Annotated in this window: 25 protein-coding genes; 12 read left to right on the top strand and 13 right to left on the bottom strand. The window is 63.2% G+C overall.

Annotated features, from left to right (window positions below; all coding sequences use genetic code 11):
* Nucleotides 1–3 precede the first annotated feature (3 nt).
* Nucleotides 4–891: a pyridoxal 5'-phosphate synthase lyase subunit PdxS gene (gene pdxS / locus HMPREF1257_RS10550; protein WP_023025344.1), complete on the bottom strand. Its 888-nt coding sequence runs from the start codon at nucleotides 889–891 to the stop codon at nucleotides 4–6.
* An 81-nt stretch (nucleotides 892–972) separates the two neighbouring features.
* On the opposite strand from pdxS, the gene HMPREF1257_RS10545 reads away from it, so the two are divergent.
* Entirely contained in the window at nucleotides 973–2,289 is a 1,317-nt protein-coding gene (locus HMPREF1257_RS10545; protein ID WP_023025342.1) for a PLP-dependent aminotransferase family protein, read from the top strand.
* Nucleotides 2,290–2,528: 239 nt separating this feature from the next.
* Here the strand turns inward: HMPREF1257_RS10545 and HMPREF1257_RS10535 are convergent, their stop codons facing one another.
* The 3 genes from HMPREF1257_RS10535 to HMPREF1257_RS10525 are packed head-to-tail and all read right to left on the bottom strand — an operon-like array spanning nucleotide 2,529 to nucleotide 6,574.
* A complete protein-coding gene (locus HMPREF1257_RS10535) occupies nucleotides 2,529–3,365 on the bottom strand; it encodes an SPFH domain-containing protein (RefSeq protein WP_023025338.1) in 837 nt (278 codons plus the stop codon).
* Nucleotides 3,366–4,010 carry a hypothetical protein gene (locus tag HMPREF1257_RS10530; RefSeq protein WP_023025336.1) on the bottom strand — a complete coding sequence of 215 codons (645 nt, stop codon included), beginning with the start codon at nucleotides 4,008–4,010 and terminating at the stop codon, nucleotides 3,366–3,368.
* Complete coding sequence (locus HMPREF1257_RS10525; protein WP_023025334.1) at nucleotides 4,010–6,574, bottom strand: nitric-oxide reductase large subunit; 2,565 nt, start codon at nucleotides 6,572–6,574, stop codon at nucleotides 4,010–4,012. Before HMPREF1257_RS10525 ends, HMPREF1257_RS10530 begins: the two co-directional genes overlap by 1 nt.
* 221 nt (nucleotides 6,575–6,795) lie before the next feature.
* Here HMPREF1257_RS10525 and HMPREF1257_RS10520 point away from each other — a divergent pair, with 221 nt between their 5' ends.
* The 4 genes from HMPREF1257_RS10520 to HMPREF1257_RS10505 all read left to right on the top strand — a co-directional run bounded on the left by HMPREF1257_RS10520 (nucleotide 6,796) and on the right by HMPREF1257_RS10505 (nucleotide 10,106).
* Nucleotides 6,796–7,008 carry a hypothetical protein gene (locus HMPREF1257_RS10520; RefSeq protein ID WP_023025332.1) on the top strand — a complete coding sequence of 71 codons (213 nt, stop codon included), beginning with the start codon at nucleotides 6,796–6,798 and terminating at the stop codon, nucleotides 7,006–7,008.
* Nucleotides 7,009–7,022: 14 nt separating this feature from the next.
* Entirely contained in the window at nucleotides 7,023–7,604 is a 582-nt protein-coding gene (locus tag HMPREF1257_RS10515; protein ID WP_023025330.1) for an MBL fold metallo-hydrolase, read from the top strand.
* Between the two features lie 82 nt (nucleotides 7,605–7,686).
* The gene (locus HMPREF1257_RS10510) at nucleotides 7,687–9,003 is read left to right on the top strand and encodes an O-acetylhomoserine/O-acetylserine sulfhydrylase (RefSeq protein WP_023025327.1); all 1,317 of its coding nucleotides are present in this window, start codon (nucleotides 7,687–7,689) and stop codon (nucleotides 9,001–9,003) included.
* Entirely contained in the window at nucleotides 9,000–10,106 is a 1,107-nt protein-coding gene (locus HMPREF1257_RS10505; protein ID WP_023025325.1) for a homoserine O-acetyltransferase, read from the top strand. Before HMPREF1257_RS10510 ends, HMPREF1257_RS10505 begins: the two co-directional genes overlap by 4 nt.
* A gap of 332 nt (nucleotides 10,107–10,438) precedes the next feature.
* Here the strand turns inward: HMPREF1257_RS10505 and HMPREF1257_RS10500 are convergent, their stop codons facing one another.
* From HMPREF1257_RS10500 to HMPREF1257_RS10490, 3 genes are all read right to left on the bottom strand, one after another.
* Nucleotides 10,439–11,407 carry an HNH endonuclease signature motif containing protein gene (locus HMPREF1257_RS10500; RefSeq protein ID WP_023025323.1) on the bottom strand — a complete coding sequence of 323 codons (969 nt, stop codon included), beginning with the start codon at nucleotides 11,405–11,407 and terminating at the stop codon, nucleotides 10,439–10,441.
* A 116-nt stretch (nucleotides 11,408–11,523) separates the two neighbouring features.
* The gene (locus tag HMPREF1257_RS10495; RefSeq protein WP_023025321.1) at nucleotides 11,524–11,838 is read right to left on the bottom strand and encodes a DUF3017 domain-containing protein; all 315 of its coding nucleotides are present in this window, start codon (nucleotides 11,836–11,838) and stop codon (nucleotides 11,524–11,526) included.
* Nucleotides 11,835–12,683, bottom strand: coding sequence for a bifunctional methylenetetrahydrofolate dehydrogenase/methenyltetrahydrofolate cyclohydrolase (locus HMPREF1257_RS10490; RefSeq protein WP_023025319.1), 849 nt, complete (start codon nucleotides 12,681–12,683; stop codon nucleotides 11,835–11,837). The genes HMPREF1257_RS10495 and HMPREF1257_RS10490 overlap by 4 nt, the downstream gene beginning before the upstream one ends.
* 23 nt (nucleotides 12,684–12,706) lie before the next feature.
* Between HMPREF1257_RS10490 and HMPREF1257_RS10485 the strand changes: the two genes are divergently transcribed.
* The gene (locus HMPREF1257_RS10485; RefSeq protein ID WP_005277253.1) at nucleotides 12,707–13,177 is read left to right on the top strand and encodes a tRNA (cytidine(34)-2'-O)-methyltransferase; all 471 of its coding nucleotides are present in this window, start codon (nucleotides 12,707–12,709) and stop codon (nucleotides 13,175–13,177) included.
* Here the strand turns inward: HMPREF1257_RS10485 and HMPREF1257_RS10480 are convergent.
* Nucleotides 13,161–14,495, bottom strand: coding sequence for a PH domain-containing protein (locus HMPREF1257_RS10480; RefSeq protein ID WP_023025317.1), 1,335 nt, complete (start codon nucleotides 14,493–14,495; stop codon nucleotides 13,161–13,163). The genes HMPREF1257_RS10485 and HMPREF1257_RS10480 overlap by 17 nt on opposite strands.
* Entirely contained in the window at nucleotides 14,492–14,953 is a 462-nt protein-coding gene (locus HMPREF1257_RS10475) for a PH domain-containing protein (protein ID WP_084529699.1), read from the bottom strand. Before HMPREF1257_RS10475 ends, HMPREF1257_RS10480 begins: the two co-directional genes overlap by 4 nt.
* Before the next feature lie 112 nt (nucleotides 14,954–15,065).
* Between HMPREF1257_RS10475 and HMPREF1257_RS10470 the strand changes: the two genes are divergently transcribed.
* Nucleotides 15,066–15,614, top strand: a complete 549-nt coding sequence (locus tag HMPREF1257_RS10470; RefSeq protein WP_023025313.1) for a hypothetical protein — start codon at nucleotides 15,066–15,068, stop codon at nucleotides 15,612–15,614.
* The gene (locus tag HMPREF1257_RS10465; protein WP_034659621.1) at nucleotides 15,598–15,825 is read left to right on the top strand and encodes a helix-turn-helix transcriptional regulator; all 228 of its coding nucleotides are present in this window, start codon (nucleotides 15,598–15,600) and stop codon (nucleotides 15,823–15,825) included. Before HMPREF1257_RS10470 ends, HMPREF1257_RS10465 begins: the two co-directional genes overlap by 17 nt.
* Nucleotides 15,826–15,991: 166 nt before the next feature.
* Here HMPREF1257_RS10465 and HMPREF1257_RS10460 read toward each other — a convergent pair whose 3' ends face one another.
* On the bottom strand, nucleotides 15,992–19,111 hold the full coding sequence (locus HMPREF1257_RS10460) for an error-prone DNA polymerase (protein ID WP_023025309.1): 3,120 nt from the start codon (nucleotides 19,109–19,111) through the stop codon (nucleotides 15,992–15,994).
* Nucleotides 19,112–19,247: 136 nt separating this feature from the next.
* Here HMPREF1257_RS10460 and HMPREF1257_RS10455 point away from each other — a divergent pair, with 136 nt between their 5' ends.
* The 3 genes from HMPREF1257_RS10455 to HMPREF1257_RS10445 all read left to right on the top strand — a co-directional run bounded on the left by HMPREF1257_RS10455 (nucleotide 19,248) and on the right by HMPREF1257_RS10445 (nucleotide 21,898).
* The gene (locus tag HMPREF1257_RS10455; RefSeq protein WP_023025307.1) at nucleotides 19,248–20,111 is read left to right on the top strand and encodes a MetQ/NlpA family ABC transporter substrate-binding protein; all 864 of its coding nucleotides are present in this window, start codon (nucleotides 19,248–19,250) and stop codon (nucleotides 20,109–20,111) included.
* A 72-nt stretch (nucleotides 20,112–20,183) separates the two neighbouring features.
* Entirely contained in the window at nucleotides 20,184–21,221 is a 1,038-nt protein-coding gene (locus HMPREF1257_RS10450; protein WP_023025305.1) for a methionine ABC transporter ATP-binding protein, read from the top strand.
* Nucleotides 21,218–21,898 carry a methionine ABC transporter permease gene (locus HMPREF1257_RS10445; RefSeq protein WP_005277229.1) on the top strand — a complete coding sequence of 227 codons (681 nt, stop codon included), beginning with the start codon at nucleotides 21,218–21,220 and terminating at the stop codon, nucleotides 21,896–21,898. Before HMPREF1257_RS10450 ends, HMPREF1257_RS10445 begins: the two co-directional genes overlap by 4 nt.
* Here HMPREF1257_RS10445 and HMPREF1257_RS10440 read toward each other — a convergent pair.
* Nucleotides 21,885–22,757 (bottom strand): sucrase ferredoxin, encoded by an 873-nt coding sequence (locus tag HMPREF1257_RS10440; RefSeq protein ID WP_023025303.1) that lies wholly within the window; start codon nucleotides 22,755–22,757, stop codon nucleotides 21,885–21,887. The two genes, HMPREF1257_RS10445 and HMPREF1257_RS10440, sit on opposite strands and share 14 nt — an antisense overlap.
* Before the next feature lie 110 nt (nucleotides 22,758–22,867).
* Here HMPREF1257_RS10440 and HMPREF1257_RS10435 point away from each other — a divergent pair, with 110 nt between their 5' ends.
* The gene (locus tag HMPREF1257_RS10435) at nucleotides 22,868–23,425 is read left to right on the top strand and encodes a hypothetical protein (protein WP_023025301.1); all 558 of its coding nucleotides are present in this window, start codon (nucleotides 22,868–22,870) and stop codon (nucleotides 23,423–23,425) included.
* Here the strand turns inward: HMPREF1257_RS10435 and HMPREF1257_RS10430 are convergent.
* Together HMPREF1257_RS10430 and HMPREF1257_RS10425 are read right to left on the bottom strand one after the other, a co-directional pair.
* The gene (locus HMPREF1257_RS10430) at nucleotides 23,422–24,954 is read right to left on the bottom strand and encodes a DNA polymerase Y family protein (protein ID WP_023025299.1); all 1,533 of its coding nucleotides are present in this window, start codon (nucleotides 24,952–24,954) and stop codon (nucleotides 23,422–23,424) included. The two genes, HMPREF1257_RS10435 and HMPREF1257_RS10430, sit on opposite strands and share 4 nt — an antisense overlap.
* On the bottom strand, nucleotides 24,951–25,619 hold the full coding sequence (locus HMPREF1257_RS10425; protein ID WP_023025296.1) for a hypothetical protein: 669 nt from the start codon (nucleotides 25,617–25,619) through the stop codon (nucleotides 24,951–24,953). Before HMPREF1257_RS10425 ends, HMPREF1257_RS10430 begins: the two co-directional genes overlap by 4 nt.
* Nucleotides 25,620–25,634: the final 15 nt, after the last annotated feature.

Below are 25,634 nucleotides of genomic sequence, written 5' to 3'. Positions count from 1 at the left end.
CGATTACCAGCCGCGCTCGGCCAGGCGGTGCGGTGCCGGCACATCGCCGACATTGATGCCGACCATGGCCTCGCCCAGGCCGCGGGAGAGCTTGGCGAGCTCGGCGGGGTCATCGTAAAGCGTGGCGGCCTTCACGATGGCCTCCGCGCGCGCCGCCGGGTTACCGGATTTGAAGATGCCGGAGCCCACGAAGACGCCTTCGGCGCCCATCTGGCGGACGAGGGCGGCATCGGCAGGCGTGGCCACGCCGCCGGCAACGAAGAGCACGACCGGCAGCTTACCGGTCTCCGCAACCTCTGCTACCAGGTCATACGGTGCCTGGAGTTCCTTGGCGGCGACGTAGAGCTCATCGCGGTCGAGGTGCTGCAGGCGGGCGATTTCCGCGCGAATCGTGCGCAGGTGCTTGACGGCCTCGGAGACATCGCCGGTGCCGGCCTCGCCCTTGGAGCGAATCATGGCCGCGCCCTCGGTGATGCGGCGCAGGGCCTCGCCCAGGTTGGTCGCGCCGCACACGAACGGCACGTCGAAGTCCCACTTATTGATGTGGTTGACGTAATCGGCAGGGCTGAGCACCTCGGACTCATCGATGAAATCCACGCCGAGCTCGCCCAGAATCTGCGCCTCGACGAAGTGGCCAATGCGCGCCTTCGCCATCACGGGGATGGATACGGCGTCGACGATGCCCTCGATAAGCTCCGGATCGGACATGCGGGCCACGCCGCCCTGGGCGCGGATATCGGCGGGCACGCGCTCAAGTGCCATGACGGCGCTGGCGCCCGCATCCTCGGCGATGCGCGCCTGTTCTGGGGTCACGACGTCCATGATGACGCCGCCCTTGAGCATGTCAGCTAGTCCACGTTTCACGCGCGTGGTCGCAATGTTTTCGGTCATGCGCTCTATACTGCCCTGCCCAAGTGGTACAAGTAAAGAACCATTTCCTGCGTGTTGGGTTGTACCACTTATACTGTGTTTATGCCCCTGCGCCTCGACCCCGCCGATACGCGCGCCCTGCCGGTGCAAATCGCCGCCGCCGTGCGCGCCGATGTCACCTCCGGCGCCCTGCTGCCCGGCGAACCCGTCCCCTCCACCCGCGCGCTGGCCACCCAGCTCGGCGTCTCCCGCGGCAGCGTCGTTACCGCATATGAGCAGCTCACCGCCGAGGGCTACCTCAGCGCGGAGGTCGGCTCCGGCACCGTCATCAATCCCCGCCTGCCCCACAGCCCACCGCCGCGCCCCGAGCCCGCGCCGCAGCCCGCTCCCGCACCCGACCTGCTGGAACTGACCCCCGGCCTGCCCGATACCGCCGGCATCATCACCCCCGAATGGCGCGCAGCCTGGCGCGATGCCGCCGCCCAGCCGCTTTCCGATGCCCCTCCACTCCCCCACCACATAGCCAACCACCTGCGGCACATGCGCGGGCTCCGGGTGGATCCGCGGCGCATCGTCGTTACCGCCGGTGCCCGCGATGGCCTCGCTTTAGTACTGCGCACGCTCGGTACCGCGCTGCGCGTCGGCGTCGAATCGCCCGGTTACCCCAGCCTGCGCCGCATTCCGCAGGCGCTTGGCCATGAGCTGGTGAATGTGCCCACCGATGCCGATGGCGTTACCGTGCCCGATACCGACCTCGACGCGCTGATTGTCACCCCGAGCCACCAGTACCCGTATGGCGCCTCGCTGCCGGCCGAACGCCGCGCCGAACTCGTCGCCTGGGCCCGCCAGCACGGCGCTTTACTCATCGAGGATGACTTCGACTCCGAGCTGCGCTATGTGGGCCAGCCGCTGCCCGCGCTCGCCGCGCTCGCCCCAGAGCGCACCGTGTTGCTCGGTACGTTTTCCACCGTGATTTCGCCGTCTATCGCCTGCGGCTATGTGGTGGTCCCGGATGGGCTGCGCGGGGGCATCGACAAGCAGCGCGATATCTTTGGCCAGCCGGTTGGCACCATCCCGCAGGCTGCGCTCGCCCATTACCTGGCTAGCGGGGCGCTGCGGCGCCACACCGGCCGCATGCGCCGGACCTATAAGCGCCGCCGCGACCTCGTGGCCGATGCCCTGGGCACTCTCCCCGGCGCGCGCCTGCTGCCCATCAATGGCGGCCTGCATGCGGTTTTGCTGTGCGACCCGGCCATCGTCCCGCGCGCCGCCGCCCGCGGCATTAAGCTGACCCCGCTGCGCGAATACTGGGGCGGCGTAGACGCCGAAGACGGCGTCGTTTTAGGGTTTGGCCACTTAAGCGATGACGACCTGCGCCGCAGCCTGAGCGCAGTCGCCGCAGCCCTGCGCGAATGTTAACCTGAATTTAAATGCCCTCGCACAGAAAGACGTAGGAATGGCGCTTGGCCCGCTCGAACTTCTGCTCATACTCATCCCGCTAGCTATCTACATCGGACTTATAGCCGGTGTCATTTATTTAATCGTGCAGGTTGCGCGCAATTCCAACGATATTAAGCAAAATTCGCAGGACATCGCGTACCTTCTGGAGGCACAGAAAAACGGCCCCTCCACTGGGCAGGGGCCGCATTCTTAAGAGCCTAGTCCGCAGGCTTTTCCGTATTCACCGCGTGCGAGAAGTTCTCGCTGAATTCCTTAAATCCCTTATTAAAGGTGCCCAGGTTTTCCATGAAGCCACCCATGATGTCTATGGGCAGCGGGAAGACGATGGTGGAGTTTTGGTCCGCGCCGAGCTCCAGCACCGTTTGTAGGTAGCGCAGCTGCAGCGCCGCCGGGGCCTTGCCCAGCTCCTCTGCGGCCTCGCGCAGCTCGCGGGAGGACTGCAGCTCACCGTGGGCCGAAATGACCTTGGCGCGGCGCTCGCGCTCCGCCTCCGCCTCGCGCGCCAGGGCGCGCTGCATCATCTCTGGGATTTCCACGTCCTTGATTTCCACGATGCGGGTGAGCACGCCCCACCGTTCGGTTTGGCCGTTGATGATCGCCGCCAGATCCTCGTTGAGCTCCTCGCGGTGGGCCAGCAAATCATCGAGGCTCGCCCGCCCCAAGAGCGAACGCAGGGTGGTCTGCGCAATCTGCGAGGTGGCCACGGCGTAATTTTCCACCTCGAGGACCGCCTTGCTCGAATCGGTGACCTCGAACATGACCACCGCATTCACGCGCACGGACACATTGTCCTTAGTGATGATTTCCTGCGGCGGAATCGTCAGCGTCACCACGCGCAAATCCACGCGCTCCAGCTTATCGATGCCCGGCAGCAAGAAATGCAGCCCCGGCTCCAGCATCGGCCGCAGGTGGCCAAAGCGGAAGGTCACGCCCCGCTCATACTGCTTAATCACCTTGAGCGAGTAGGACAAAAACACTCCGATGAGAGCGAGGATGATGCCGATGACGATCGGCCAGAATACGGGAGCGGACACTTAGATTTCCCCTTCCAGTTCTTGACGCACCGAGCGGTAGCGCGTGGATTTTCCGTACTTCGAACCATAGCGATCGACCTGTGCGGCCAATTCCGCCTCGCGGTTATCCATCTCCGGCACCACCAGCTGCGGCGCATTCGAAGGCGTATTCCACAGGTCGCGGGCCAGCGGGTACACGCCGAAACCGGTGATGATGAGCACCGTAGCCAGGGTCAACGCCACTTCAGAGGGCGAATGGTAGCTAATCAGCGAGGCCAGAGGCAGCAGGTAGCCCATTGCCGCCACCGCCAGCGCGATGCCACGGTGGAAGCGCCCCGAATCCGAGTGCGGCCACGGGTCCAATTGGCGTGTGACCTCCCGGCCGTGGTGCGAGACCGTGCACTGCTGCTTGACTGGGCAGGTATTGCACACGGTCGGGTTCGCGCGGTAGCGCATGACGCGGTTTTCCGGGTCGAAGCTGGAGGGCCAGAGCCAGTGATCTTCGGGGCATCGCCAAGCATCGTGGTCTTCCATGTACCGGAACGTGCCGGATTGGTTGGACATGGTGCGGTTGGCGGTTTGTTGCGCCAGCAGGTCGAATACCCAGGCCACTACGAGCAAGAAGAGCCCGTAGCACGCGGATAGTACGGTAAATGCACCCGGCATTAGTCGTCCTTCTTATCCGAGCGGTAGGTACCGCCCCACTTCGTGCGCGATTCAAATTCCTGGCGCGGCGCGGTCGCGGAATCGCCGCGCTCGGCATCGGGATCTTCCTCCTCCACGAAGGCACCGCGCTCGTCGATGTACCCGTAGCGCCGGCCCGTGGAGCTTCGCTTGTCGACGCGCCCCTTGCCGCCCGAGACCAGTCCCACCGAGGAACCCACGGGGACCTCGCCCGCATGATCGTCCTCATCTGGGGTGATGATGCTAAACAGCGGGTTGGTTGGGTGCTCCTCCACCGTTGGGATGTCCTTTTTGTAGAGCACTCCGCGCAGCGCCATCCAGAGGAAGGGCAGGACGCCGAGGAGGAACATGACATCGCCAGGCAGGCGCAGCCATTCCATGATGAAGTTGCCAGGCTGGGTGATATACCCCAGCGACCGCGCTTCCACGTAGCCCGATCCGACGGATTCGTAGAGCTGCATGATGCCCAGCGGCAGGAGCGAAATGACCACCATCCATAACAACCCCAGGTTTTGCAGCCAGAAAGCCCAGCCCATGGCCTTATCGGACCACTTGTCCTTAGGGATGAGGTAGCGCAGTGCAAAGACCGACAGGCCCACGGCCAAGAAGCCGTAGACGCCCATCATCGCGCCGTGGGCGTGGTTTGCGGTAAGCGCCGTGCCGATTTCATAGTAGGAAACGATAGGCAGGTTGACGAGGAAGCCGAAGATGCCCGCGCCTAAGAAGTTCCAGAAACCGACGGAAACCAGGAACATCACTGCCCAGCGGTGCGGGAAGGGGCGCTCGCCCGAAGCACGCTGGCGGGACCCCAGCTGCATGAAGGTCCATGCTTCAACGGTCAACAGGGTCAGCGGCACGACCTCGGCGGCCGAGAAGAATGCGCCCAAGGCCATGTGTTCGACCGGGGTGCCCGAGAAGTACAGGTGGTGCATCGTGCCCAGCACGCCACCGGTGGAATAGAGGATGACGTCCAAGAAGATGATGCCCAGGGCGATCTTTTCGCGGACCACGCCGAGCAGGACGAAGACGTAGGCCACCATGACGGTGGTAAATAGCTCGAGGAAGTCCTCGACCCACAGGTGGACCACCCAGAAGCGCCAGAACTCAGCGACGGAGATGTGGGTTTCCGATCCCGCCAGGTTGCCCACCGCGTAGAACGCTGGGATGGCAAGGCCGGCGTAGAAGAAGAGCCACGGCATATTGGACTTGTGCTCATTTTTCAGGCGGCCGCGCAGCTGGCGGTAGATGATGCCGATCCACACGAACATGCCGATGGTCAGCAACAACTGGAAGAAGCGCGGCAGGTCCAGGTATTCCCATTGCTGGGAAAATAGCGTGCCCTCTTCGATGTAGCCCATGGTAGACAGCCATTCAAAGGCCATGGAGCCAAAGACCACGACCGCGATGGCGCCAAGCAGGAACCATACGAGCCAATGCTGCTTCTTCGGTTCCTTCTTACCCACGAACGAAGCCAGGAAGATGCCGGCTGCCAAGAGCCCGCCGGCGGTCCACAGGAGGGAAAGCTGCACGTGCCAGGTGCGCGAGACGTTATAGGGGAGGATTTCTTGCAGCGGTATGCCAAAGAATCCGGTCAGCTCCGTGCGGTAGTGCTGGCTGGCCGCACCCAGCAGAGCCTGGATTAAGAACAGCAACGCAATGACCAGGACGAACCAGGCCACTACCTTCTGCGACTTGGTCAGCCCAACCTCGCCCGGCTGCTTAAAGTCCAGGTTCGGCGCTTCTTCCGCATGCCAACCAATGGACTTGGACCACCGGCCGTAAATCGCAAAGATCAGGCCGGTACCGCCGATGAGCGCGATGAGCGAGAGCACCGACCACACCACGAGGTCCGCGGTCGGACCGTTGTCCACGCGCGATTCTGCCGGCCAGTTATTGGTATAGGAATAGTCGTGGCCTGGGCGCTCTGCCGCCGAAGCCCACGCGGTCCAACCGAAGAAGCCAACAAGGTTATTGATGTCTTGCTCATCGGTAATAAAGTCCGACGGCAACCCACTGTTGTGGGAATCCGGGCCAAAGTACTGGGCGTAGTAATCCTTATTGGCCTCGAATGCCGAAATCTGGTTATCGGTCCACTCCAGCACGCCCGTTTCTTCGTCATAGCGGTTGGTGCGGAATTCTTCTACCACGGCCTCTTCGGGAGTGGCGGAAGAATCGACGAAATCGGGCATACCGTTCGCGTCGTTTTCCTCGCGGGCATGATCGAGGGCGTGGCGCAGGTACTCCGCCGTATAGTCCGGTCCTAGGTAGGCGCCGTGGCCCAGCACGGAGCCGTATTGCTGCAGGCCGCGGGCCTGGTACAACGCCTGGCCGTTAGTGATCTCTTCCTTGGTTAAGACCGTTTCGCCCGTGGATTCGGAGACAATCTTTTCCGGCAACGGCATGGATGCGTCATAGGTGCGGTACGCCAAAAATCCCATGACCAAAAAGCCAAAGATCATGACGAGGGCGATGCCCTGCACCCACACGTTGCTCACCTTGAGGACCGGTTTCTTCCGGTCCTCAACCCCAGTCGTGGTGGTGGCCATAAAGTGTCCTTTTCACAGTTGTAGAGAGTTCGACATACATCATTATGAACGGATAAAGCGGTGTTAAATAGTCGAACGAAACGCCCTTACCCCCATTCGCCCGCATCGGCCAGCCCGCACACGGGCAATATTGGGAAAGTCGGCGCACCATATAGCCGGGTTCCGCCCCCAAAATCCCCACCTGGCTTGTTTACCCCCGGTTTTTCCGTAACAATTAATGCATGACATTCGCAGAGCACACCAAGCGCAATTGGCTCATCACGTTATTCGCCGCGATTTTCCTCGCCGCCATCGTCTGCATGATTTTCTTAAACGATCCGCACCGCACGATGGTGGTCGCCATGGTCTTTATCGCCTCGGCAATCCTGCTCTTCGGCGCGATCCTCGGAATCTGGTACCTATTTCGCCGCAAGGACACAAAAGACCCGCAATAGATAGGCTGGGGAACATGGAATTTAGCTTGCTTGGCCACGCCTGCGTCGCCGTTGCGGCGCCGGGCGGGCGTATCCTCATCGATCCCGGCACCATGACGCCCACCATTCCCGACGCCGATGCGGTGCTCATTACACACGCGCATGCGGATCACCTAGACCCGGACCGGCTTCCCGATGCCCCACTCTGGGCACCTGCCGAAGCCTGCGAACAACTAGGGCGCGGTACCGCGGTCTCACCGGGCGAGACCATCACCGTCGTCGGCCTCGACATCGAGGTACTCGGCGGCCAGCACGCGCCGATTCACCCAAATATTCCGCGCCCAGTCAATGTGGGCTACTACTTGGGCGGCCTACTCCACCCGGGCGATCAGTACATCGAACACCCGGCAAACGTGCTGCTCCTGCCCATCGCCGGGCCGTGGGTAAAGGCCGCTGAGGCCGCCGATTACGCCCAGCGCGTCGGCGCCGCGGTCACGGTCCCCATCCATGACGCCGTGCTTTCCGATGCCGGCCGCACCGCCTTCGACACCATGCTCACCAAGGCCGGCGTACAGGGCTATAGGCGGCTAAACCCGGGCGAGAAATTTACCGCTTAGTCTATTTTTATTCTCTGACTACCCTGCGGTTTCGCGGCGGGGTGCTGTACGTTACATACCGCTTAGTCTAGTCTTGCGTAGCATGACGACGAAATACGATAACTCCAACGCAAACTGGTCCTTCGCAACCCGCTCCGTCCATGCAGGCCAAAACCTCGACGGCGCGCACAACTCCCGCAACGTGCCGATTTACCAAACCACCTCGTACGTCTTTGATGACGCCGAGCACGCGGCCAACCGCTTTAACCTCTCCGATGCAGGCCCCATCTACACCCGCCTGACCAACCCAACGCAGGATGCGCTGGAAGAGCGCCTCGCCTCCCTTGAAGGCGGCGTGGCCGCCGTGGCCTTTGCCTCCGGCCAGGCCGCAGAGACCGCGGCCATTTTCAACCTCGCCTCGGCAGGCGATCACATCGTTACCTCCCCGCGCCTCTACGGCGGCACCTCCACGCTTTTTACCGTCACACTCAAGCGGCTTGGCATCGACGTCACCCTCGTGGAAAACCCGGATGATCCCCAATCCTGGCAGGACGCCGTGCAGCCCAATACCAAGGCCTTTTACGGCGAGACCTTTGGCAACCCAGTAGCCGATGTCCTCGATATCCCAGCCATCGCCGAGGTCGCGCACACTAACCAGGTCCCACTCATCGTGGATAACACCATCGCCACCGCGGCGCTGGCCCGCCCGCTCGACTTGGGCGCGGACATCGTCGTGGTTTCGACCACGAAGTTCTACACCGGCAACGGTTCTGCCGTGGGCGGCGCGATTATCGACGGCGGCTCCTTCGACTGGACCGTCGAGCGCGACGGCAAGCCAGTATTCCCCTACTTCGTCACCCCGGACGAGGCCTACCACGGCCTAAAATACGCCGACCTCGGCGCCCCCGCCTTCGCGCTCAAGGCCCGCGCCGGCCTGCTGCGCGATACCGGCGCCGCCATTTCCCCGTTCAATGCATGGCTGACGCTTAATGGCATTGAGACGGTAGGGCTGCGCATCGACAAGCACAATGCCAACGCCCAGGCCGTGGCCGAGTACCTGGAAGGCCACGCCAAGGTAACAAAGGTCAACTACGCCGGCCTGGATTCCTCGCCGTATAAGAAGGTCAAGGAGAAGCTGGGTTACTCCTATACCGGCTCCGTACTGTCCTTCGATATTGACGGCGGGCGCGAGGAAGCCTGGGCGTTTATTGATGCCCTGAAGCTCCACTCCAACCTCGCCAATATCGGCGATACCCGCTCGCTGGCGGTTCACCCGGCGACCACCACGCACTCGCAGTCCGACGATGCCGCCCTGGCCGCGGCGGGCATTGCACAGTCCACCATCCGTTTGTCCGTGGGCATTGAAGATATCAACGACATCATTGCTGACCTCGAACTGGGATTTAACGCGCTGGCATGAGCTGTATAAGTATCGGCGATTTTCGCACCGAAGCAGGCGCCACGCTTTCCGATGCCCACATCGCCTACCACCGCTTCGGCCATTTCCTCGGCGATCCGCACGGCGGAAATAACGTCATCCTGGTGGAACACGCGCTGACCGGCAATGCCGATGTGGCCGAGTGGTGGTGCGATCTCATTGGCCCAGGCAAGGCGCTCGATACGACGAAGTGGTGCGTTATCGCCATGAACGCACTCGGTGGCTGCAATGGCTCCACCGGCCCCTCTTCCCCGCATGCGGATGGCCGCAGTTGGGGATCGCGCTTTCCGGCGCTGTCCATTCGCGATTTGGTGGCTGCGGAGAAAAAGGCGCTGGAAGAACTCGGGATAACGCGCGTGCATGCGATTATCGGCGGTTCTATGGGTGGCGCGCGCGCCTTGGAATGGACATTGATGTACCCGGAGGCGGTCGACGCTGCGTGCGTTATCGCCGTCTCCGCGCGCGCCTCCGCGTGGCAGATTGGTATCCAGTCGGCGCAGATTTCCGCGATTGAGCGCGATCCCTTCTGGCACGGCGGCGACTATTATTCCTCCTCCCAGCGCCCTCGCGAAGGACTCGCGGCGGCGCGGCGCATCGCGCACCTGACGTATCGCGGCGAGCAGGAAATCGATGAGCGCTTTGGCGTCCAAGCCCAAACCGGCGAAGAGCCGCTGGGGCCCTACCGCCGCCACGACCAGCGCTTCGCCGTGAACTCGTACCTGGATTACCAGGGCTCGAAGCTGGCGGATCACTTCGATGCCGGTTCCTATGTCACGCTTACCGAGGCCCTCAACCGCCACGACATCGGCCGCGGCCGCGGCGGCCTGAACCGCGCGCTCGGTTCTTCGCAGGTACCGACCATGGTCGTGGGTGTTGACACGGACATCCTTTATCCCTATCACCAGCAGGAACACCTCTCTCGGAACCTAGGCAACCTGCTGGCCATGGCGAAGGTAGTCTCACCTGTTGGCCACGATGCATTCCTCACGGAATCGCGCCAGATGGACCGCATCCTGCGCAACTTCCTCACCCTGTCCCAACCACACCCGCTGGATGTGGACAGCACCATCGACTACGCCATCTAGCCATCCCCACCTGCACGCCGGCGCGGGGCACAATACCGCACCGCCTACGCCAGCGGTTTACAGTCGCTAGTGACTCGACGCACGACCCCGGCGCACCAGTGCGGCTGGCGGGCTTCCCGTCATTTGGCGTGCAAGTGACCGTTGAGCTGGCGCGTAATACCGCGTGGCTTACACGGTCGCGGTTGCTCCGGCGCACGAACGGGAAACGCGGCGCGAGGCAAACAGGGAAAGGGCCGGCGCGGTGAGTGGCTAGCCGGGGCTACTTACAGAAGGCATACAGAAGGATCGCCGAAACGGCGCAGGTTTAACTGCGCTGGCTTCGGCGATGTTCTTTATCGGGCCCAGGGCGGGCGCCACACGATGCCTTCGTGCGGGCGGCGCTCTAGGCGCCCGCGACGCGGCGGGGCATTGGGGTCATCGTCGTTCACGGAGTTGTGGTACTTGCAGGCGATCGTCAAGTTCTCGGAGTTGGTCTCGCCGCCGAGCAGCCACGGTTGTAGGTGGTGAACCTGGCATTCATCGGCCGGGATATGGCAATCGGGCCACGGGCACACCGGATTCTCCGCCATCGCCATCTGCCGCTGCTTCCAGGTGGCCAGCCGGCGCGTGTGGTACAGGTTCACGGGGCCGGTGACGGGGTGGATGAGGGTGATGAGGCCGGCATCGGCAAGCGCGCGCTCCGCTAGCTGCGCACCGGTGATGCTGGCGCCGTTGGTCAGCTGCAGGGTGACATCATTCTCGCCGTGGATAACCTTCACCATGTTATCCAGTGTGAGGACCACGTTGGTGGTGATGGTGGAGGTGGCCGCGCCCTCTGCAAATACCCGGCGCGCATCGTCCACGGTGGAGACGTGGTTATTAATCTCAGCCACCAGGTCCGATTCCGCGGTGATGGTCAGCGTCCACAGGTCATCGGTGCGGCGGGTAAGCCGCACGCCCTCCGCGCGCTTCTGGGTGCGCTCCTCCTTGACGCGGCGGCGGGCGCGCTTTTCTATCTCGCTGGTAGAAACGTTGAGCCGGCACAGCTCCTCGCGCAGGGCCCACGCCGCGCGCTGGGTCTTTAGCTTCTGCGCGTGCACCTCAATGATTTTCAGCGCATCGAGCGGGAGCGCGGTCGTGCGGGCGGCGCGCTGCTTGGCGCTAAACGATGTCTTGCCAAAATACGTATCCGCCAAGCGCGCGAATTCCGCGGCCTCTTTATCGCTAAAGCCGCGGGCTACCAATTCGGCTTCGGATAGCCCAGCGCACTCCCCGATGAGCGCCATCGGGGAGTTAATCGCTGCGAGGTAATCCGAAATCATGACCCCGAGCCTAAACCGCGGGTAGCGGTGGGCGCGAGGCCAAGAGCGCCGCGGCTGTGGATAGCCACAGCGACACGCCGCAAATTGGTGATACTGAAACAATCACCTGTGGATAACTAGCTGCCCAGCGCGTCCACGGAGTAGGCAAGAAAGGCCATCAGCGCACCGATGACCCCGGTAAACGTGGCATCGAAGCGGCGCGAGCGCACCGCCAGCACGCCGACGCGGCGCGAATCGCACGTCAGGCGCACCACCGTCAGCCACAGCAGCGCGATCCCGAGCAAGAAGGTGGCCCTGCGCCAATACTCGAAAATGGCGTAGCCGCCGGACAAAGCCACCCCGGCGATGAAGAGCCCGATGGCCACCCACTGCACGGAGGCGGGCAGCGGGGACGGTTTCAGGTGCGCGTCGTGGGGATTGTCTAAATTCACGCCAGCTTTTCCGCGCGCTCAACGATGTTGCGTACCAAAAAGGCACGCGTGAGCGGTCCGACGCCGCCTGGGTTCGGCGAGACGTACCCAGCCTTATCCCAGCAATCGGGGGCGATATCGCCGGTGAGCTTGCCGTCGACGCGGGACACGCCGACATCGAGAAGCGCGGCGCCTTCCTTAATCATGTCCGCTGTGAGCATGTGCGGTTGGCCGGCGGCGGCGATGACGATATCGGCATTGCGGGTTTCGGCGGCGAGGTCCTTTGTACCGGTGTGGCACAGGGTAACGGTGGAGTTCTCGCTGCGGCGGGTCAGCATCAGGCCAATGGGGCGGCCGACGGTCACGCCGCGGCCGATGACGACGGTCTTGGCGCCGTCCAGCTCCACGCCAAAGCGGCGCAGCAGGTGCAGGCAGCCATTCGGGGTGCACGGCAGCGGGGCTTCCTCGTTGAGCACGAGCTTGCCCAGGTTGACCGGGTGGAGGCCATCGGCGTCCTTTTCAGGATCGATGCGCTCGAGGATGGCGTTCTCATCCAGGTGCTTGGGCAGCGGGAGCTGGACGATGTAGCCGGTGCAGGCGTCATCGGCATTGAGCTCATCGATGACCGCCTCGAGCTCCTCCTGCGAAATATCCGCCGGCAGGTCCTTGCGAATGGAATTAATACCCAACTTTTCGCAATCGCGGTGCTTCATCTTTACATAGGACTGGGAGCCTGGATCCTCACCCACCAGAACGGTGGCCAGGCCAGGGGTTATCCCCTTGTCTTTCAGGGCGGCCACGCGCTCGGCGAGGTCCGCAAAAATCTCGTCACGGTACAAGGTGCCATCTAGTTTGGTAGCGCTCATAGCCCCCATCCTAGACTGAAGGCATGAGCCAGCTGCACATCGTCTTTGATAATCCCGTCATTCCGACCAATACCGGCAATGCCATTCGCACCGCGGCGGTGACGGGCGCGAGCCTGCACCTGATTGAGCCGCTGGGGTTTAACTTTGACGATAAGCACCTAAAGCGCGCCGGGTTGGACTATCACGACCTGGCAGATGTGCAGATTCATAAGGATTTCGACGCGTGCATGGAGGCGCTGCCCGGCGCGCGCGTTTTCGCGTTTACCACGCATACGGATAAGTGGTTTACAGACGTGGAGTACCAAGACGGCGACGTTTTGCTCTTTGGCACGGAGCCAACCGGCCTGCCAGATGAACACGTCAACCATCCGCGCATCACCGATCAGGTGCGCATTCCGATGGTCCCGGCCAGGCGCTCGATGAACCTCTCCAACTCCGCATCGACCGCGGTCTTTGAGGCCTGGCGCCAGCTGGGGTTTAAGGGAGCGGTGTAAGTTCTGGCAGGTCGCGGGAGCGCAGGCGGTTAAGGAGGGCATGGGCATCGGCAAGCGCGAGGTTGCGCGCCGCCATGGACACGGGCCCCTGCACGAGGTCGAGCTCCACCGTGGCTAGGCCGAGCAGCTGGGATATCGGGCCGCGGCGCAGGGTGAGTTCCTGGATGTGGCGCAGCTCGATGGCCTGCACGCGGCGGTTGAAGCGGCCGGCGCGCACGATGACATAGTCGCCGGTCAGCGCGACGGTTTGCTGCCGGTAATCGATGGGCGAGACCCACTTGGCGCGCGCGGGCGAGGCGTAGGTCGGGGCGGCATCGGCGGGCAGGAATTGCCAGGCTTGGGCGCGCTTGCCGACGGGCACGATGCGCGTCGACCCCGATCCCTCGCCGCTGGCCATGCCGCCGTAGCCGGCGACCGACACGCGCGTTTCGTACCAGTAGAAGGGCCGCCACAGGAAAGGCTGGGTGACCTGGACGGCGTGGATGCGCTCGAGGCGGATGTTTTGGCGGCGGCGATCGGCAAGGCCGTAAGTGATATTGAGCACGCCATCCTCAAGGCTGGCGGTATAGCGCCACGAGGAGTCAATCACGTTCCAGGCGCGCGGGACGGTGGCCAAAAGGATGGGCAGCGTGATGGTCAGGGACATCGGAGTGACCACGAGGAATACGAGGGCTGCAATAAGAACGATCGTGGACACGTGCAAAGCGGCCGCGACCAGGGAACGTGCGATGGGGATTTCGGGGATGAGGATATTGTCCTCTTCCTCGGCCGACTGTTTTTCAGCCGGCCGTTCTTCAGCCGGCCGCTCTTCTGCCGGCCCCTCGGCCCGTGGCTCGCCGTGGACGCGGGAGAGGATTTCGGCGCGCAGGGCCTCGGCATCGCGCTTTTTCAGATAGGCGATTTCGATGGCGGACGACTGCCCGCCGGCCGTTTCCACGCGCACGGCCGCGAGCCGGAAAAGGCGGGCGATAACGGGCTCGACGACATCGACCGCCTGCGTGCGGTCATAGCGCGCGGTGCGCTGCTGCTTCGAAATAACCCCGCGGCGCAAGGTGAGTTCTTCCTCGCCCAGCCGGTAGCCCATCTGGCGCCACCACACGCCGGACACGAGCCAGACCACCGCGCACACTACGATAAACCCGGCCAGCGCGAGGCCAATATCGCGCAGGTCCGCGGCGCTGTGTTCGCCGGTAACGAAGGCAAAAAGTCCGCGCAGCGCCTCCATATTGACGTTTAAGGCAAAAGCCGCGATGACGGCCAGGATGACCGACCACAGCCGCAGTAGCGGGGTCAAGCGGTGGACGCGGTGGTACCTCATAGCCCGCTCATCCGTTCGCGGGCGTGGTGGGTGAGGCGGGTGCGGAGGGCATCGGCAAGCGGGGCGTCCAAACCCTTCACCGTGGCGTCCGTGGTTGCGGAGGCGGTGTGCAGCTGCAGTTCCTTGAGCCCGAAGGCGCGCTCGAGGGGGCCGGCGGTCACGTCCACAAACTGGATGCGGCCGTAGGGCACAACGGTGAAAGAATGCCACAGCTTACCGCGCGTAATGAGCAGCTCATCGTCTGTTTCGCACCAGCCCATGCGGCGCACCTGGGCCGGGATGAGCCAGAGCAGCCAGAAAAAGAGGACGGCGAAGAGTCCCGCCGCCCAGTAGAACCACGGGGTCCACCAGTACCCTGCCGCTGCGGCCGCCGCGGCAGAAATAACCGTCCAGCTCAGGTAGCGGATGTAGCGCACCTTAACCAAACGCGGCGAGACGAGGTTCATTTCTTCGCTCATAGCTACTGACAGTAGCAATCGGACTCGCGCCCTTGCGCAACTTATCGTTAGTCGATATTATCGAATTACGACAACATCGAAATTCGATAAGGAATCGACGGAAAGGATTGTCATGACCACCCCGCAACCCACCTCTCAAGCTGAGCACCGCGAAATTACTGCGGCGGCCACCCTCTGCCTGTTCACCATTATCATCCTCGGCCCCACCTACCTGCGCGACCTTGCCACCGGACGCTTTTCCACCGCACTGAGTGCGGCCATCCCGGAAGGCCTAAGCAAGCACAACCTCGACGGCGGGCCATTCTGGATACTCACTGCGGGGCTCGTCGTCAAGATTGCAGGAATCTTGATTATCGCGTTCTTTGCCTACCGTTTGGTCAAACCGATGCTTCGTGGGCAGGTTTTCAATACGAAAAACATCCGCTTCCTTAACGGAATGACCATCGGAATCCTTGTCTGGTTTATCGGACGCTTCCCACTCGAAGGTATGGGCAATAACTGGGCTTCCTCGCAGCTCGACATTGACTGGTGGGCCAACCAGAGCGGTTCCTCATTAGGCGAGCTTGCGCTGCCCTACCTTTTTGTCTGCACCCTCCAGCTCTTCTCAGTTGCCATCAAGCGCGGCAGCAAGCTCGAAGAGGAGGTTGAAGGCCTTGTCTGAGGAGCAAGAACCCCAGGTGATCTGCCATCTCGACCGGATAATGGAAGAGCGCGGTATTACCGGAGCGGCGCTCGCCAAAGAGGTAGGTATCACCCCAGTTAACCTGTCCGTTCTGAAGAATAATCGCGCCAAGGCCGTACGCTTTAACACCCTTGCGGCACTGTGTACGGCGTTGGACTGCCAGCCGGGCGATATCTTCGAAGTAGAGTAGAAAACTCTTGTCAGAGGGTTGGGTTTAGGCAGTACTTTGACCTATGTCCACGGAAATCTATAGGAAGAATTCCTAATGGCTAACTAACTCGCCGCCGGCACCTAGTACCGGCCGGCGATGTTTTTCTCGGCCTGGCCACCGCATTTGTGCTTCGATGCGGAGAAAACTAGCGGAAATCCCGGGAGCCGCGCGAGAGGAAATCACCAAAGTCCAGCGGCTCGAGCTTATCCGCGACCACGCTTACCGCGCCGGTGGCATTTTGCACGATGCCGCGGATGATAAGCGCGCGGGCGGTGCGGGCGAGCACCTTCTGCCGGGACCACAACCCGGGCGAGACCATGACATTCATCAGGCCGGTTTCATCCTCCACGCCCAAAAAGGTCAGGCCGGAGGCGGTGCGCGGGCGCTGGCGGTGCGTAATGATGCCGGCGATGCGCACGCGGGTGCCATCGGGGACGTGGGGAAGGTGGGAGGAAGGCAGGACATCACCAAGCGCGGCCCTGACTAACTCCATAGGCTGCTTATCGTGGGTGACGCCGGTGGCGGCGACATCGGTAGCCATTAGCTCGAAGGCCGACATGCCGGGCAGGTGCGGCGAAGCGAGCGCGGAGGTGCCAGGCAACATGCCCTCGCGCTCGGTGGCGGCGACGCCAGCCTGCCAAAGCGCTTGGCGACGCTCCAACCCCAAGCACTCCAGCGCCCCCGCCGTGGCCAGCGCCTCCACCTGCTCCACGCTGAGATCCGCCCGGCGCGACAGATCGGAGACGCTGCTAAAGGGCGCGGCGGCCTCCACGCGCTCGGCGGCCTTATCCCCCAGCCCCTTGATGAGGTTGAGGCCCAACCGGATCTCGCCGGTGGGCAGCGCCCTGGCCTGCGCGCCGGAATCGTTGATGCTCACTGGCAGCACGCGCACGCCGTGGCGCCGGGCGTCCTGAATGAGCGACTGCGGCGAATAAAAGCCCATGGGCTGCGCGCGCAGCAAGCCCACGCAGAACTCCGCCGGGTAGTGGTGCTTGAACCACGCGGAAAAATACACCAGCGAGGCGAAGGACTGCGAGTGCGATTCCGGGAAACCGTAGGCGGCAAAGGCGGTGATCTTGGCCCAGAGCTTTTCCGCGACCTCGCCGTCGATGCCGTTGGTGGCGCGCAGGCCCTCGAAAAAGCGGCTGCGCAGCGCGGCCATCTTGGCGGGTGAGCGCTTCGAGCCCATGGCGCGGCGCAGGTCATCGGCTTCGGCGCCGGTAAAACCGGCGGCATCCACCGCAATCTGCATCAGCTGCTCTTGGAAAAGCGGGATGCCCAGGGTCTTGCCCAGCGATTTCTCCAGCACCGGGTGGTCATAGGTCACGGGCTCGAGGCCATCGCGCCGGCGCAGGTAGGGGTGCACGGAACCGCCTTGGATGGGGCCGGGGCGGATGAGCGCGACCTCCACCACGAGGTCGAAGAAGCAGTGCGGTTTGAGCCGCGGCAGCGTGGCCAGCTGCGCGCGGGACTCCACCTGGAAGACGCCGACGGCATCGGCGCGGCAGAGCATGTCATAGACCGCGGGCTCGGCCAGGTCGAGCTCCCACAGGCGCACCTCGCGGCCGGTGGTGGCGCGCACGGCATCGATCATGTGGTGCAGCGCCTCCAGCATGCCGAGGCCCAGCAGGTCGAATTTCACCAGCCCGGCGGCGGCGCAATCGTCCTTATCCCACTGCAGCACGGAGCGGTTGTCCATGCGGGCCCATTCCATCGGCACCACGTCCGCGATTGGCCGGTCGCATAAAACCATGCCGCCGGAGTGGATGCCGAGGTGGCGCGGCTGGTCGAGGAATTGCTCGGCGAGTAAGGTGACATCGACAGGCGCCTCGGCTATGCCTTTCGACCACGCATCGGCCGAACCCTGCGGGTAACCCAGCGCGCGGGCGGCGTCGCGGGTAGCCCCCTTGCGGCGGTAGGTGATGACGTTGGCCACTTGTGCTGCGCGGTCGCGACCGTGGGTGCGATAGACGTACTGGATGACCTCCTCGCGCCGTCCAGATTCGATGTCGATGTCGATATCGGGCGGGCCATCGCGATCCGGCGACAGGAAGCGCTCGAAGAGCAGCTGCGCGGAAATGGGCTCGGCGTTGGTAATGCCCAGCGCGAAACAGACGGCGGAATTGGCCGCCGAGCCGCGCCCCTGGCACAGGATATTTTCCTGGCGGCAAAAATCCACCAGGTCGCAGACGATGAGGAAGTAGCCTGGAAAGCCCAGCTGCTTGATGATGCCCAGCTCGTGCCGCATCTGCTTTTTCGCCTTAGCCTGTATTTCGGGCGGGCGCGAGGCGTAGCGCTTTTTACCGCGCCGCCACACCTCGTGTTCGAGCCAGCTCATCTCGGTATGCCCCTCCGGGACGACAAAGTCCGGCAGGTTGGGAGCAAGGGCACCCCAGGTGAAGGAGCACTCGCGGGCAAGGCGGACGGTTTCGGCGATAAGCTCGGGCCGGCCGGGAAGCAACTGGGCCATCTGCTCGCCGGAGCGCATCCAGCCTGCGCCCATCGGGTGGGCATCCGGTGCGGCTTCTTCTAAAGATTGGCGGTGCGCCAAGGCGCGTTTAGCGGCGGCGAGCCGTACCTGGTCGCGCGTTGCTGCCGCAGGTCGAGCGGTTGCGATGGCGCGGAGATTATTGTACTTATCCAGGAAACCGTGGTGATCCGCATCTTCGGGAGACATTGTGCACGCATATTCGAGAACTATGCTGTCTATTTTTATTCTTTCGAGAACGTGATCGATTTTTTGTATAGCCTCCCACCCCAGCAGGAAAAAGCACTCTTCTTCCAACTCGCGCGCCACGACATCTAGGGGCGGGTACGCGACACTCCCCTTCTCCCCGGCGTCCATCCGCGCGCGGGCGATAAGGCGCGAGAGGCGGCGATAGCCTTCCGGCGTGCGCGCCAGCACGGTCACTGGGGACTCCGCGAGGGAAAGCTCCGCGCCATACATGGCCGGAAGACCCGCCTTAGCTGCGGCCTCCGCGAATTTCATCAGGCCATAGAAGCCATCCCTATCCACGACGGCTAGCCCCTCGAGGCCAAGCTCTAGGGCGCGGGCGACTAGCTCTTCCGGCTCGGCGGCGCCGTCGAGAAAACTATAAGAACTTACCGCATGTAGCTCCGCAAAGGGCACGGCGGAGCGCCCGCGCTGGACGGGGTCATCGCCGCTGCCAAGGTGATGCACGGCAACGGGCGCGGCAGTGTCCTTGCCGGATAGTATCCTTTCTAAACGCGACCACGGCAGCGCCTTTCCACCATTAATTTTCACCCTTCACAGGGTAGTGTCGAATTAGTGTTCTACACAACCCGGCGTGATGAGACGTGTTCAATAGACAAAGCGGTTCGCTTATTGCTAGATTGCTAAACGGTCAATTTATTTAAACTCCTACATGTAAGGGGACCTCATGCAGATTCGTCGCGCAGCGGCCGCTACCGCCGCCGTTACCGTCGCCGCCACCAGCCTCGTGGCCTGCTCCTCCGACGCAGATGATGACAAGACCATCGCCGTTGGCACCACCGATGATGCAAAGCAGGCCTGGGTTGCCTTTGAGCAAGAAGCCAAGGACGCCGGCTACGACATCGACATCAAGTCCTTCTCGGATTACAACACCCCGAACCAGGCCCTGAACCAGGGCGAGCTGGATACCAATAACTTCCAGCACCTGAAGTTCCTGGCCGAGTACAACCACGGCAACGGCACCAACCTGGTGCCCATCGTCGCCACCGAAATCGTGCCGCTGGCGCTGTTCTGGAAGGGCCACGACTCCCTCGACGGCATCGAGGGCGAAGAAGTTGCCATTCCGAATGACTCCACCAACCAGGGCCGCGCCATCAACGTGCTGGTCCAGGCAGGCCTTATCACCTTGAAGAAGGACGGGCTTATCACCCCGACCCCGCTGGACATCGATGAGAAGAAGTCCAAGGTCAAGGTCGTGCCGGTCGATGCAGCCCAAACCCCATCCGCGCACGGCGAGGGCACCCCGGCGATTATCAATAACTCCTTCCTGGAGCGCGCCGGCATCGACCCGGCCACCGCCGTCTTCCAGGATGACCCGAACTCCGAAGAGGCAGAGCCTTATATCAACGTCTTCGCCGTTCGCGAGGAAGACGCCGATAACGAGGACATCAAGAAGCTCGCCGAGCTCTGGCACTCCGATGCGGTACAAAAGGGCGTCGACGAGGACTCCGCAGGCACCTCCGTCGAGGTCGAGCGCACCCCAGAAGAACTCCAGGAAATCCTGGACAAGCTCGAAGCAGATTTGGACTAATCACCCTTGCCTTCTACCCCGCCGGTTTTCACCCCGGCGGGGTTTGGCACTTCCCCGCTAAGGACGCAACCCGTGGCAGATTCCACCCAGAACGGCACTCGCATCGAGTTCCGCAATATCACCAAGGTCTTCCAGCAGAAAAAGGCCGAGGTCAAAGCTCTTGACGATGTCTCCTTAACCGTCGATTCCGGCGAAATTATCGGCATCATCGGCTACTCCGGCGCCGGCAAATCCACCCTGGTCCGCATGATCAACGGCCTGGACACGCCCACCTCCGGCGAATTGCTGCTCGATGGCCAAAATATCGTCGGCATGTCCGAAAAGAAGCTGCGCGGCATCCGCCGCAATATCGGCATGATCTTCCAGCAGTTTAACCTCATGAACTCCCGCACTGCGGCGGGCAATATTGAATACCCGCTGCAGCTGCAGGGCATCGGCAAGCGCGAGCGCCAACAGCGCGTGCAGGAGCTGCTGGATTTTGTTGGCCTGGGAGATAAGGGAAAAAGCTACCCGGAGCAGCTTTCCGGCGGCCAAAAGCAGCGCGTGGGCATCGCGCGCGCCTTGGCCACGAATCCGTCGCTGCTGCTTGCCGACGAAGCCACGTCCGCCCTCGACCCCACCACCACGCAGGAAGTCCTTGACTTGCTGCGCCGGGTAAATAAGGAGCTCGGCATCACCATCGTGGTCATCACCCACGAAATGGAGGTCGTGCGCTCCATCGCGGATAAGGTTGCGGTGATGGAAAATGGCCACGTTGTGGAACAAGGCAGCGTCTACCAGGTCTTTTCCAATCCCCAGACCGCCGTGGCCGCCAAATTCGTCGCCACCTCGCTGCGCAATGAGCCCGACGTGGTGGAAACCGATGACCTGCTCGCCCACGAAGGCCGCCTGTTTACCATCAACCTGACCGAGGAATCGGGCTTTTTCGGCGCCGCGGCCAAGCTGAAGGATGCGGGCGTATCCATCGCCGTCGTCCACGGCGGCATTACTACCTTGCAGCAGCACTCCTTTGGCAAGCTCACCGTGCGCTTGAGCGGCGACGATGCCGCCATCGAAGAGTTCTACCGCGCCCTATCTGCCACCACTCAAATTGAGGAGATTGAACGATGAACGTCAACTATCTCGCCGCCGCCGACTGGGACCGCTTGGGCGGATCGCTTGTCGATGCCATCGTCGACACCCTCATCATGGTCTCGACCACCCTCGTCGTCGCCGGCATTCTGGGCCTGGGGCTCGGCATCTTGCTCTACACCGCCCGCCCGGGCGGCATCCTGCAGAATAAGGCCGTCTACCTGGTGGTCAACCTGCTGGTGAACTTCGTTCGCCCCATCCCGTTTATTATTTTGCTGGCGTTCGCGCAGCCGCTCACCGTCGCCGTGATGGGCGGGTCCATCGGCCGCGAGCCGGCCACCTTCGTGATGGTCATCGCCGCCACGTTCTCCGTGGCGCGCGTGGTGGAACAAAACCTCGTGGCCATCGATCCAGGCGTTATCGAGGCCGCCCGCGCCATGGGTGCATCGCCGTGGAAGATCATTACCTCCGTGATCATCCCGGAGGCCCTCGGCCCGCTGATTCTGGGCTATACCTTCCTGTTTATCGCCATCGTGGATATGTCCGCCATGGCCGGCTACGTCGGCGGCGGCGGACTGGGTGACTTCGCCATCGTCTACGGCTACCGCGCCTTCGAATGGGAAGTTACCGTCGTGGCCACGCTTATTATCATCGTGCTGGTGCAGGCCGCGCAGTTCTTTGGCAACTGGCTCTCCTCCAAGGTTATGCGCCGCTAATAAGCTCCACACCCGTGGCCACAAGCGCCTTGCCGGTCTTGGGCGCGTCGCCGCAGGAAGAGACCACTCCTTCCACGGCGCGCTGCTCGAGTGCCACGCTCCACCGCCGGCCATCGGCATGCGTGACCACCGTGCCCTGCTTCGCGTCTTCTGCGTGGAGCTGGCCGTAGTAGAGATCCTCGGAGGCATCGATAAGCTCGCGCGCTACTGCCAACTCCGCCACCTGGCCGCGCGGGCCGAAGATGCCGCGCCCGCGATTGACCGGGTAGAAATACTTTCCTTCCGCCGCCGCCGCAATCATCTGCGCGGCGGCTTCCTTATTCATCCGGCCAAAGGAATACCCCCAGGGCATGAGCATGACCGAGGGCGCGAAGCGGTGCCCCTTCGTGTGCGAGGTCTCCCACACCAAATCCGGGTAATCCTCCACCAGCTCCGCGGCGAGCGGCCGGCCCTTCACGGCGCAGCACTTATCGCGCTTAGCATGGGTGCACACCAAAACCAGCGGCGTATCGAGGATTCCTCCCCCATTGCGGCCCGGCGCGGTGAGATCCAAATCCAGGATCTTTTCCGGGCCGGTCAAAAGGACCAATTCCATCACGCCCTGCTCGGCCCACACCAGGTAGCACCGGTGCATGGTGCCGATTTGGCGGCCATCGCGGCCGGGGCGGCGAATCAATTGCAGCCCGGCCTGACCCTTGAGCTTTTCCTTCAGCTCGGCCGTGAGCTCCGGGCCAAAAGTATCGCCATCAAGCACATCGCGCGACCAGCCGCCGGGCCACTCAAAGAGGACAAACACGGACTCTTTTTTCGCCGTGCCGGGCAGCGGTTCCACCTGGTAATCTGAACAGAAATCGGTCATGTACCCTAGCCTAACCTGTCTGCAACTCAGCTCACATATTTGGCAACAATTCGGTCAAGATCTGCCCCCAACGCTAGGCAGTAATTACTAGAAATTATACTCTAGTGGTCATGTATAAAGCCCGCCTCTCACTCCTGCTTGCCGCCGCAGCCTTCCTCACCGGCTGCAGCACCGAATCAGCGGATGACACCACCATGGCGGCCTCTGTGGGAAACTCGCACATCAACCCTCTGGGTGAGGCGGATATGAGCATGAAAACGCTGCGCCCTGAGGCCCCCTCAGAACTCGTGGTGACCAAGGTGCGCGTGGGCCAGCACGATGGTTTCGAGCGCGCCGTTTTCGAGCTCGAGGGCGAGGGTTCCCCAGGATGGTTCGTGGATTACGCCGATAATCCCAAGCAGCAAGGCTCTGGCCAACCCATTAACTACGCCGGCGATACCGCGCTCAATGTCAATATCGACGGCGTGGTCTATCCGTTTGAGGCCGGCATCGACGAGCCGCGCATCGGCGTCGTCGACGCCCCCGCCGGTGGCGTTATTACCCAAGTGGTCAACGGCCGCACCTATGAGGGCCGCAGCCAGTTTGTCATCGGCATGAACCAGCGCAAGCCTTATTCCGTACAGGTGCTAGAAAATCCCACGCGCCTCGTGGTAGATATTCGCTCCTAATACGTCGCCTCCACGCGCCAGCGCCCCTCTGACCACACCAAGAGCCAGGCGCGCTGGCGTTGCCCCCGCTCAGCTTGACCCACAATTTGTAGCCGCGCCGCGTGCTGTGGCTTTTCGGTCCACCACTGCGTATCCACCGGCCACGGGCCAGCCCAGCCAATGACGCGGTAGCGGTGCGCGCCCCACCCGAGCGCCACGGGCACAGAGGATAGGAGGGCCTCAGCGGTGACGATGACGTCCCGCGCGGCGGCATCGATAAGCCGAATGCGCGCGGCCGGATGGTTCGGCCCGCCGCCTAGGCGCGCGGGAAGCGGCGCGGGGATCCTACCTGGCCAGCTGCCTTGTGGCGTGGCATCGCGCTGCTCCCCGTAGGGAACGTACTCGATGCGCTCGGCCACCCCACGGCCACCGGCGGCCCGCGGCTGCAAGACGCGATCTATGCCCAGCTGCGATTGCACGCGCGAAATTACCCGCTTGACCTGTTCCTGTGAGGCATCCCCGCCCCAGAGGCCATCGGCCTGCGGCCTAGCCACCTCCACCGGTTCGAGCACCAGCCGCACGATCGCGGCGCCGTCCTTGCCGCTCGACCGCGCCGCCGTAAGCCACCCATCCAGCTGCCAGCGCACCCGGTCCGCGGTCGCCTGCTCCGTGAGCGCCTCGTGCGTGCGCCATACCCGGGCCACAGTTTCACCAGTGGCCAGCTCCGCCACCACGCGCAGGCGCATGCACACCACTTCCGCCTCCGCCAACCGCACGTGCAGCTGCGCGGCCAATTGCCGGGCCACGAATGCCGCCGCATCCACGCGCTCGATGGATTGCTCGCTGCTCACGGACAGTTCGGGCCGCGCCATTTCCGGGGACACGCGCTGGTCCGCCCGCGCGTGCGCCACCTCGTGCGCGCGCTTGCCCTGCTGCCCAAACCGGGTAACCATCTGCTTAAACGGCAGCGCCGCCACATCACCCAGCCGGCGCACGCCCAATTTCTGCAGCTGGGCCACAAATTCCGCAGAAAACCCCAACGCAGCCTCCGCGGCTAAGACGCCCACGGGCTGGGCGGCCAAGAAATCCCGCGACTCGCCCTCCGGCACCACCGCGCCTACCCTGCGATGTCGGGCCGCGATGATGGCCGTGGCAATCTCGTCTGCCACGCCGAGGGTGGAATCAAAACCGACGTGCGCGGTGGCATCGGCAAGCATCTCCAGCGCCTCCGGCCCGTGGTAGCGCAGCGCCGCCCCCGCGTCCACGATGGCCAGGCCGGGCCGCAGCACCTCCACGGACGAGGCCACGGCGTCCAAGCCCGCCGCAATCTCCGCGAAGGCCGCGCCGTCCCTATCCGGGTTCGCCTCCACCACCTTTACCTCAGGGCAAATCGCCTGGGCCTGGCGCAGGCGCATCCCACGCCGAATGCCCGCCCGGCGCGCCGCGCTATCGCACACCAGCACCGCATGATTGCGCGCGATCAGCACCGGCCCCGCCTGCCCAACCGCCTGGATGGGCCAATCCGGAAACCACACCGCGGCCACCCTCATACGGCCTCCAACCTGCGGGCTTCGCCCATGGTGAGGCTCCCGCGCGCGGTGCCCTTTTTCGAGTCCACCGCAAGATCGATATCCACGCCGCGGATGCGCCCGCTGCCCTTGCCGATGCCCCGATACGTACTCACCTCCGCCCCAATGCGCACCGCGGTGCCCGGCAGCCGCGCGCCCACGGTCAGCACCGCGGCCTGCCCGCCGCGGATCTTCGCCCACACCGGCCGCGCCTTCGCCGGGCTCAGCTCGCCGGGCGGGCCATGGTGGATGATAAGGTCCATCCCCTCTGCCAGCACGCTGGTTACCGCCCATGACTCCAGGCCCGGATCGGGGACGGTGACCACGTTATTGAGACTCCCCATTTCGGCAACTTGTGCGAGAGAAAGATCCGGCCACCCTACTATCCCCACATGGCCCCCGCGGGCCGTAAGATGGCAGATAAGCTCCACCACGAGCGCGGGACACTCCGCGCACGAGACCACCTTCCGCCGGGCGAGCCCACCTGCGGGAAGTAGCCGCGCCAGGTGGGGAACGGTATCTACCAGCTCGTCTTCATCTTCCTGCTCCATCGCCTGCATGCGGGCGCGCAGCACCGCAACGCGGTCGGACCTCCCCAGCCCCGCTACCGCTTTTTCTAGGCGAACGTTCGTTTGACTCACCCACACAGTATGAACCCTCGA

Source organism: Corynebacterium sp. KPL1814 (assembly GCF_000478175.1).
GTDB lineage: Bacteria > Actinomycetota > Actinomycetes > Mycobacteriales > Mycobacteriaceae > Corynebacterium.
Note: the sequence above shows the minus strand (reverse complement) of the source record. Positions and strands in the feature narration are given on the sequence as shown.

What these genes read in the sequence shown, in the direction of transcription:
- pdxS (WP_023025344.1), bottom strand. Translation starts at nt 891, where the DNA reads ATGACCGAAAACATTGCGACCACGCGCGTGAAACGTGGACTAGCTGAC.
- HMPREF1257_RS10545 (WP_023025342.1), top strand. Translation starts at nt 973, where the DNA reads ATGCCCCTGCGCCTCGACCCCGCCGATACGCGCGCCCTGCCGGTGCAA.
- HMPREF1257_RS10530 (WP_023025336.1), bottom strand. Translation starts at nt 4,010, where the DNA reads ATGCCGGGTGCATTTACCGTACTATCCGCGTGCTACGGGCTCTTCTTG.
- HMPREF1257_RS10525 (WP_023025334.1), bottom strand. Translation starts at nt 6,574, where the DNA reads ATGGCCACCACCACGACTGGGGTTGAGGACCGGAAGAAACCGGTCCTC.
- HMPREF1257_RS10520 (WP_023025332.1), top strand. Translation starts at nt 6,796, where the DNA reads ATGACATTCGCAGAGCACACCAAGCGCAATTGGCTCATCACGTTATTC.
- HMPREF1257_RS10515 (WP_023025330.1), top strand. Translation starts at nt 7,023, where the DNA reads ATGGAATTTAGCTTGCTTGGCCACGCCTGCGTCGCCGTTGCGGCGCCG.
- HMPREF1257_RS10510 (WP_023025327.1), top strand. Translation starts at nt 7,687, where the DNA reads ATGACGACGAAATACGATAACTCCAACGCAAACTGGTCCTTCGCAACC.
- HMPREF1257_RS10505 (WP_023025325.1), top strand. Translation starts at nt 9,000, where the DNA reads ATGAGCTGTATAAGTATCGGCGATTTTCGCACCGAAGCAGGCGCCACG.
- HMPREF1257_RS10500 (WP_023025323.1), bottom strand. Translation starts at nt 11,407, where the DNA reads ATGATTTCGGATTACCTCGCAGCGATTAACTCCCCGATGGCGCTCATC.
- HMPREF1257_RS10490 (WP_023025319.1), bottom strand. Translation starts at nt 12,683, where the DNA reads ATGAGCGCTACCAAACTAGATGGCACCTTGTACCGTGACGAGATTTTT.
- HMPREF1257_RS10485 (WP_005277253.1), top strand. Translation starts at nt 12,707, where the DNA reads ATGAGCCAGCTGCACATCGTCTTTGATAATCCCGTCATTCCGACCAAT.
- HMPREF1257_RS10480 (WP_023025317.1), bottom strand. Translation starts at nt 14,495, where the DNA reads ATGAGGTACCACCGCGTCCACCGCTTGACCCCGCTACTGCGGCTGTGG.
- HMPREF1257_RS10475 (WP_084529699.1), bottom strand. Translation starts at nt 14,953, where the DNA reads ATGAGCGAAGAAATGAACCTCGTCTCGCCGCGTTTGGTTAAGGTGCGC.
- HMPREF1257_RS10470 (WP_023025313.1), top strand. Translation starts at nt 15,066, where the DNA reads ATGACCACCCCGCAACCCACCTCTCAAGCTGAGCACCGCGAAATTACT.
- HMPREF1257_RS10455 (WP_023025307.1), top strand. Translation starts at nt 19,248, where the DNA reads ATGCAGATTCGTCGCGCAGCGGCCGCTACCGCCGCCGTTACCGTCGCC.
- HMPREF1257_RS10445 (WP_005277229.1), top strand. Translation starts at nt 21,218, where the DNA reads ATGAACGTCAACTATCTCGCCGCCGCCGACTGGGACCGCTTGGGCGGA.
- HMPREF1257_RS10440 (WP_023025303.1), bottom strand. Translation starts at nt 22,757, where the DNA reads ATGACCGATTTCTGTTCAGATTACCAGGTGGAACCGCTGCCCGGCACG.
- HMPREF1257_RS10435 (WP_023025301.1), top strand. Translation starts at nt 22,868, where the DNA reads ATGTATAAAGCCCGCCTCTCACTCCTGCTTGCCGCCGCAGCCTTCCTC.
- HMPREF1257_RS10430 (WP_023025299.1), bottom strand. Translation starts at nt 24,954, where the DNA reads ATGAGGGTGGCCGCGGTGTGGTTTCCGGATTGGCCCATCCAGGCGGTT.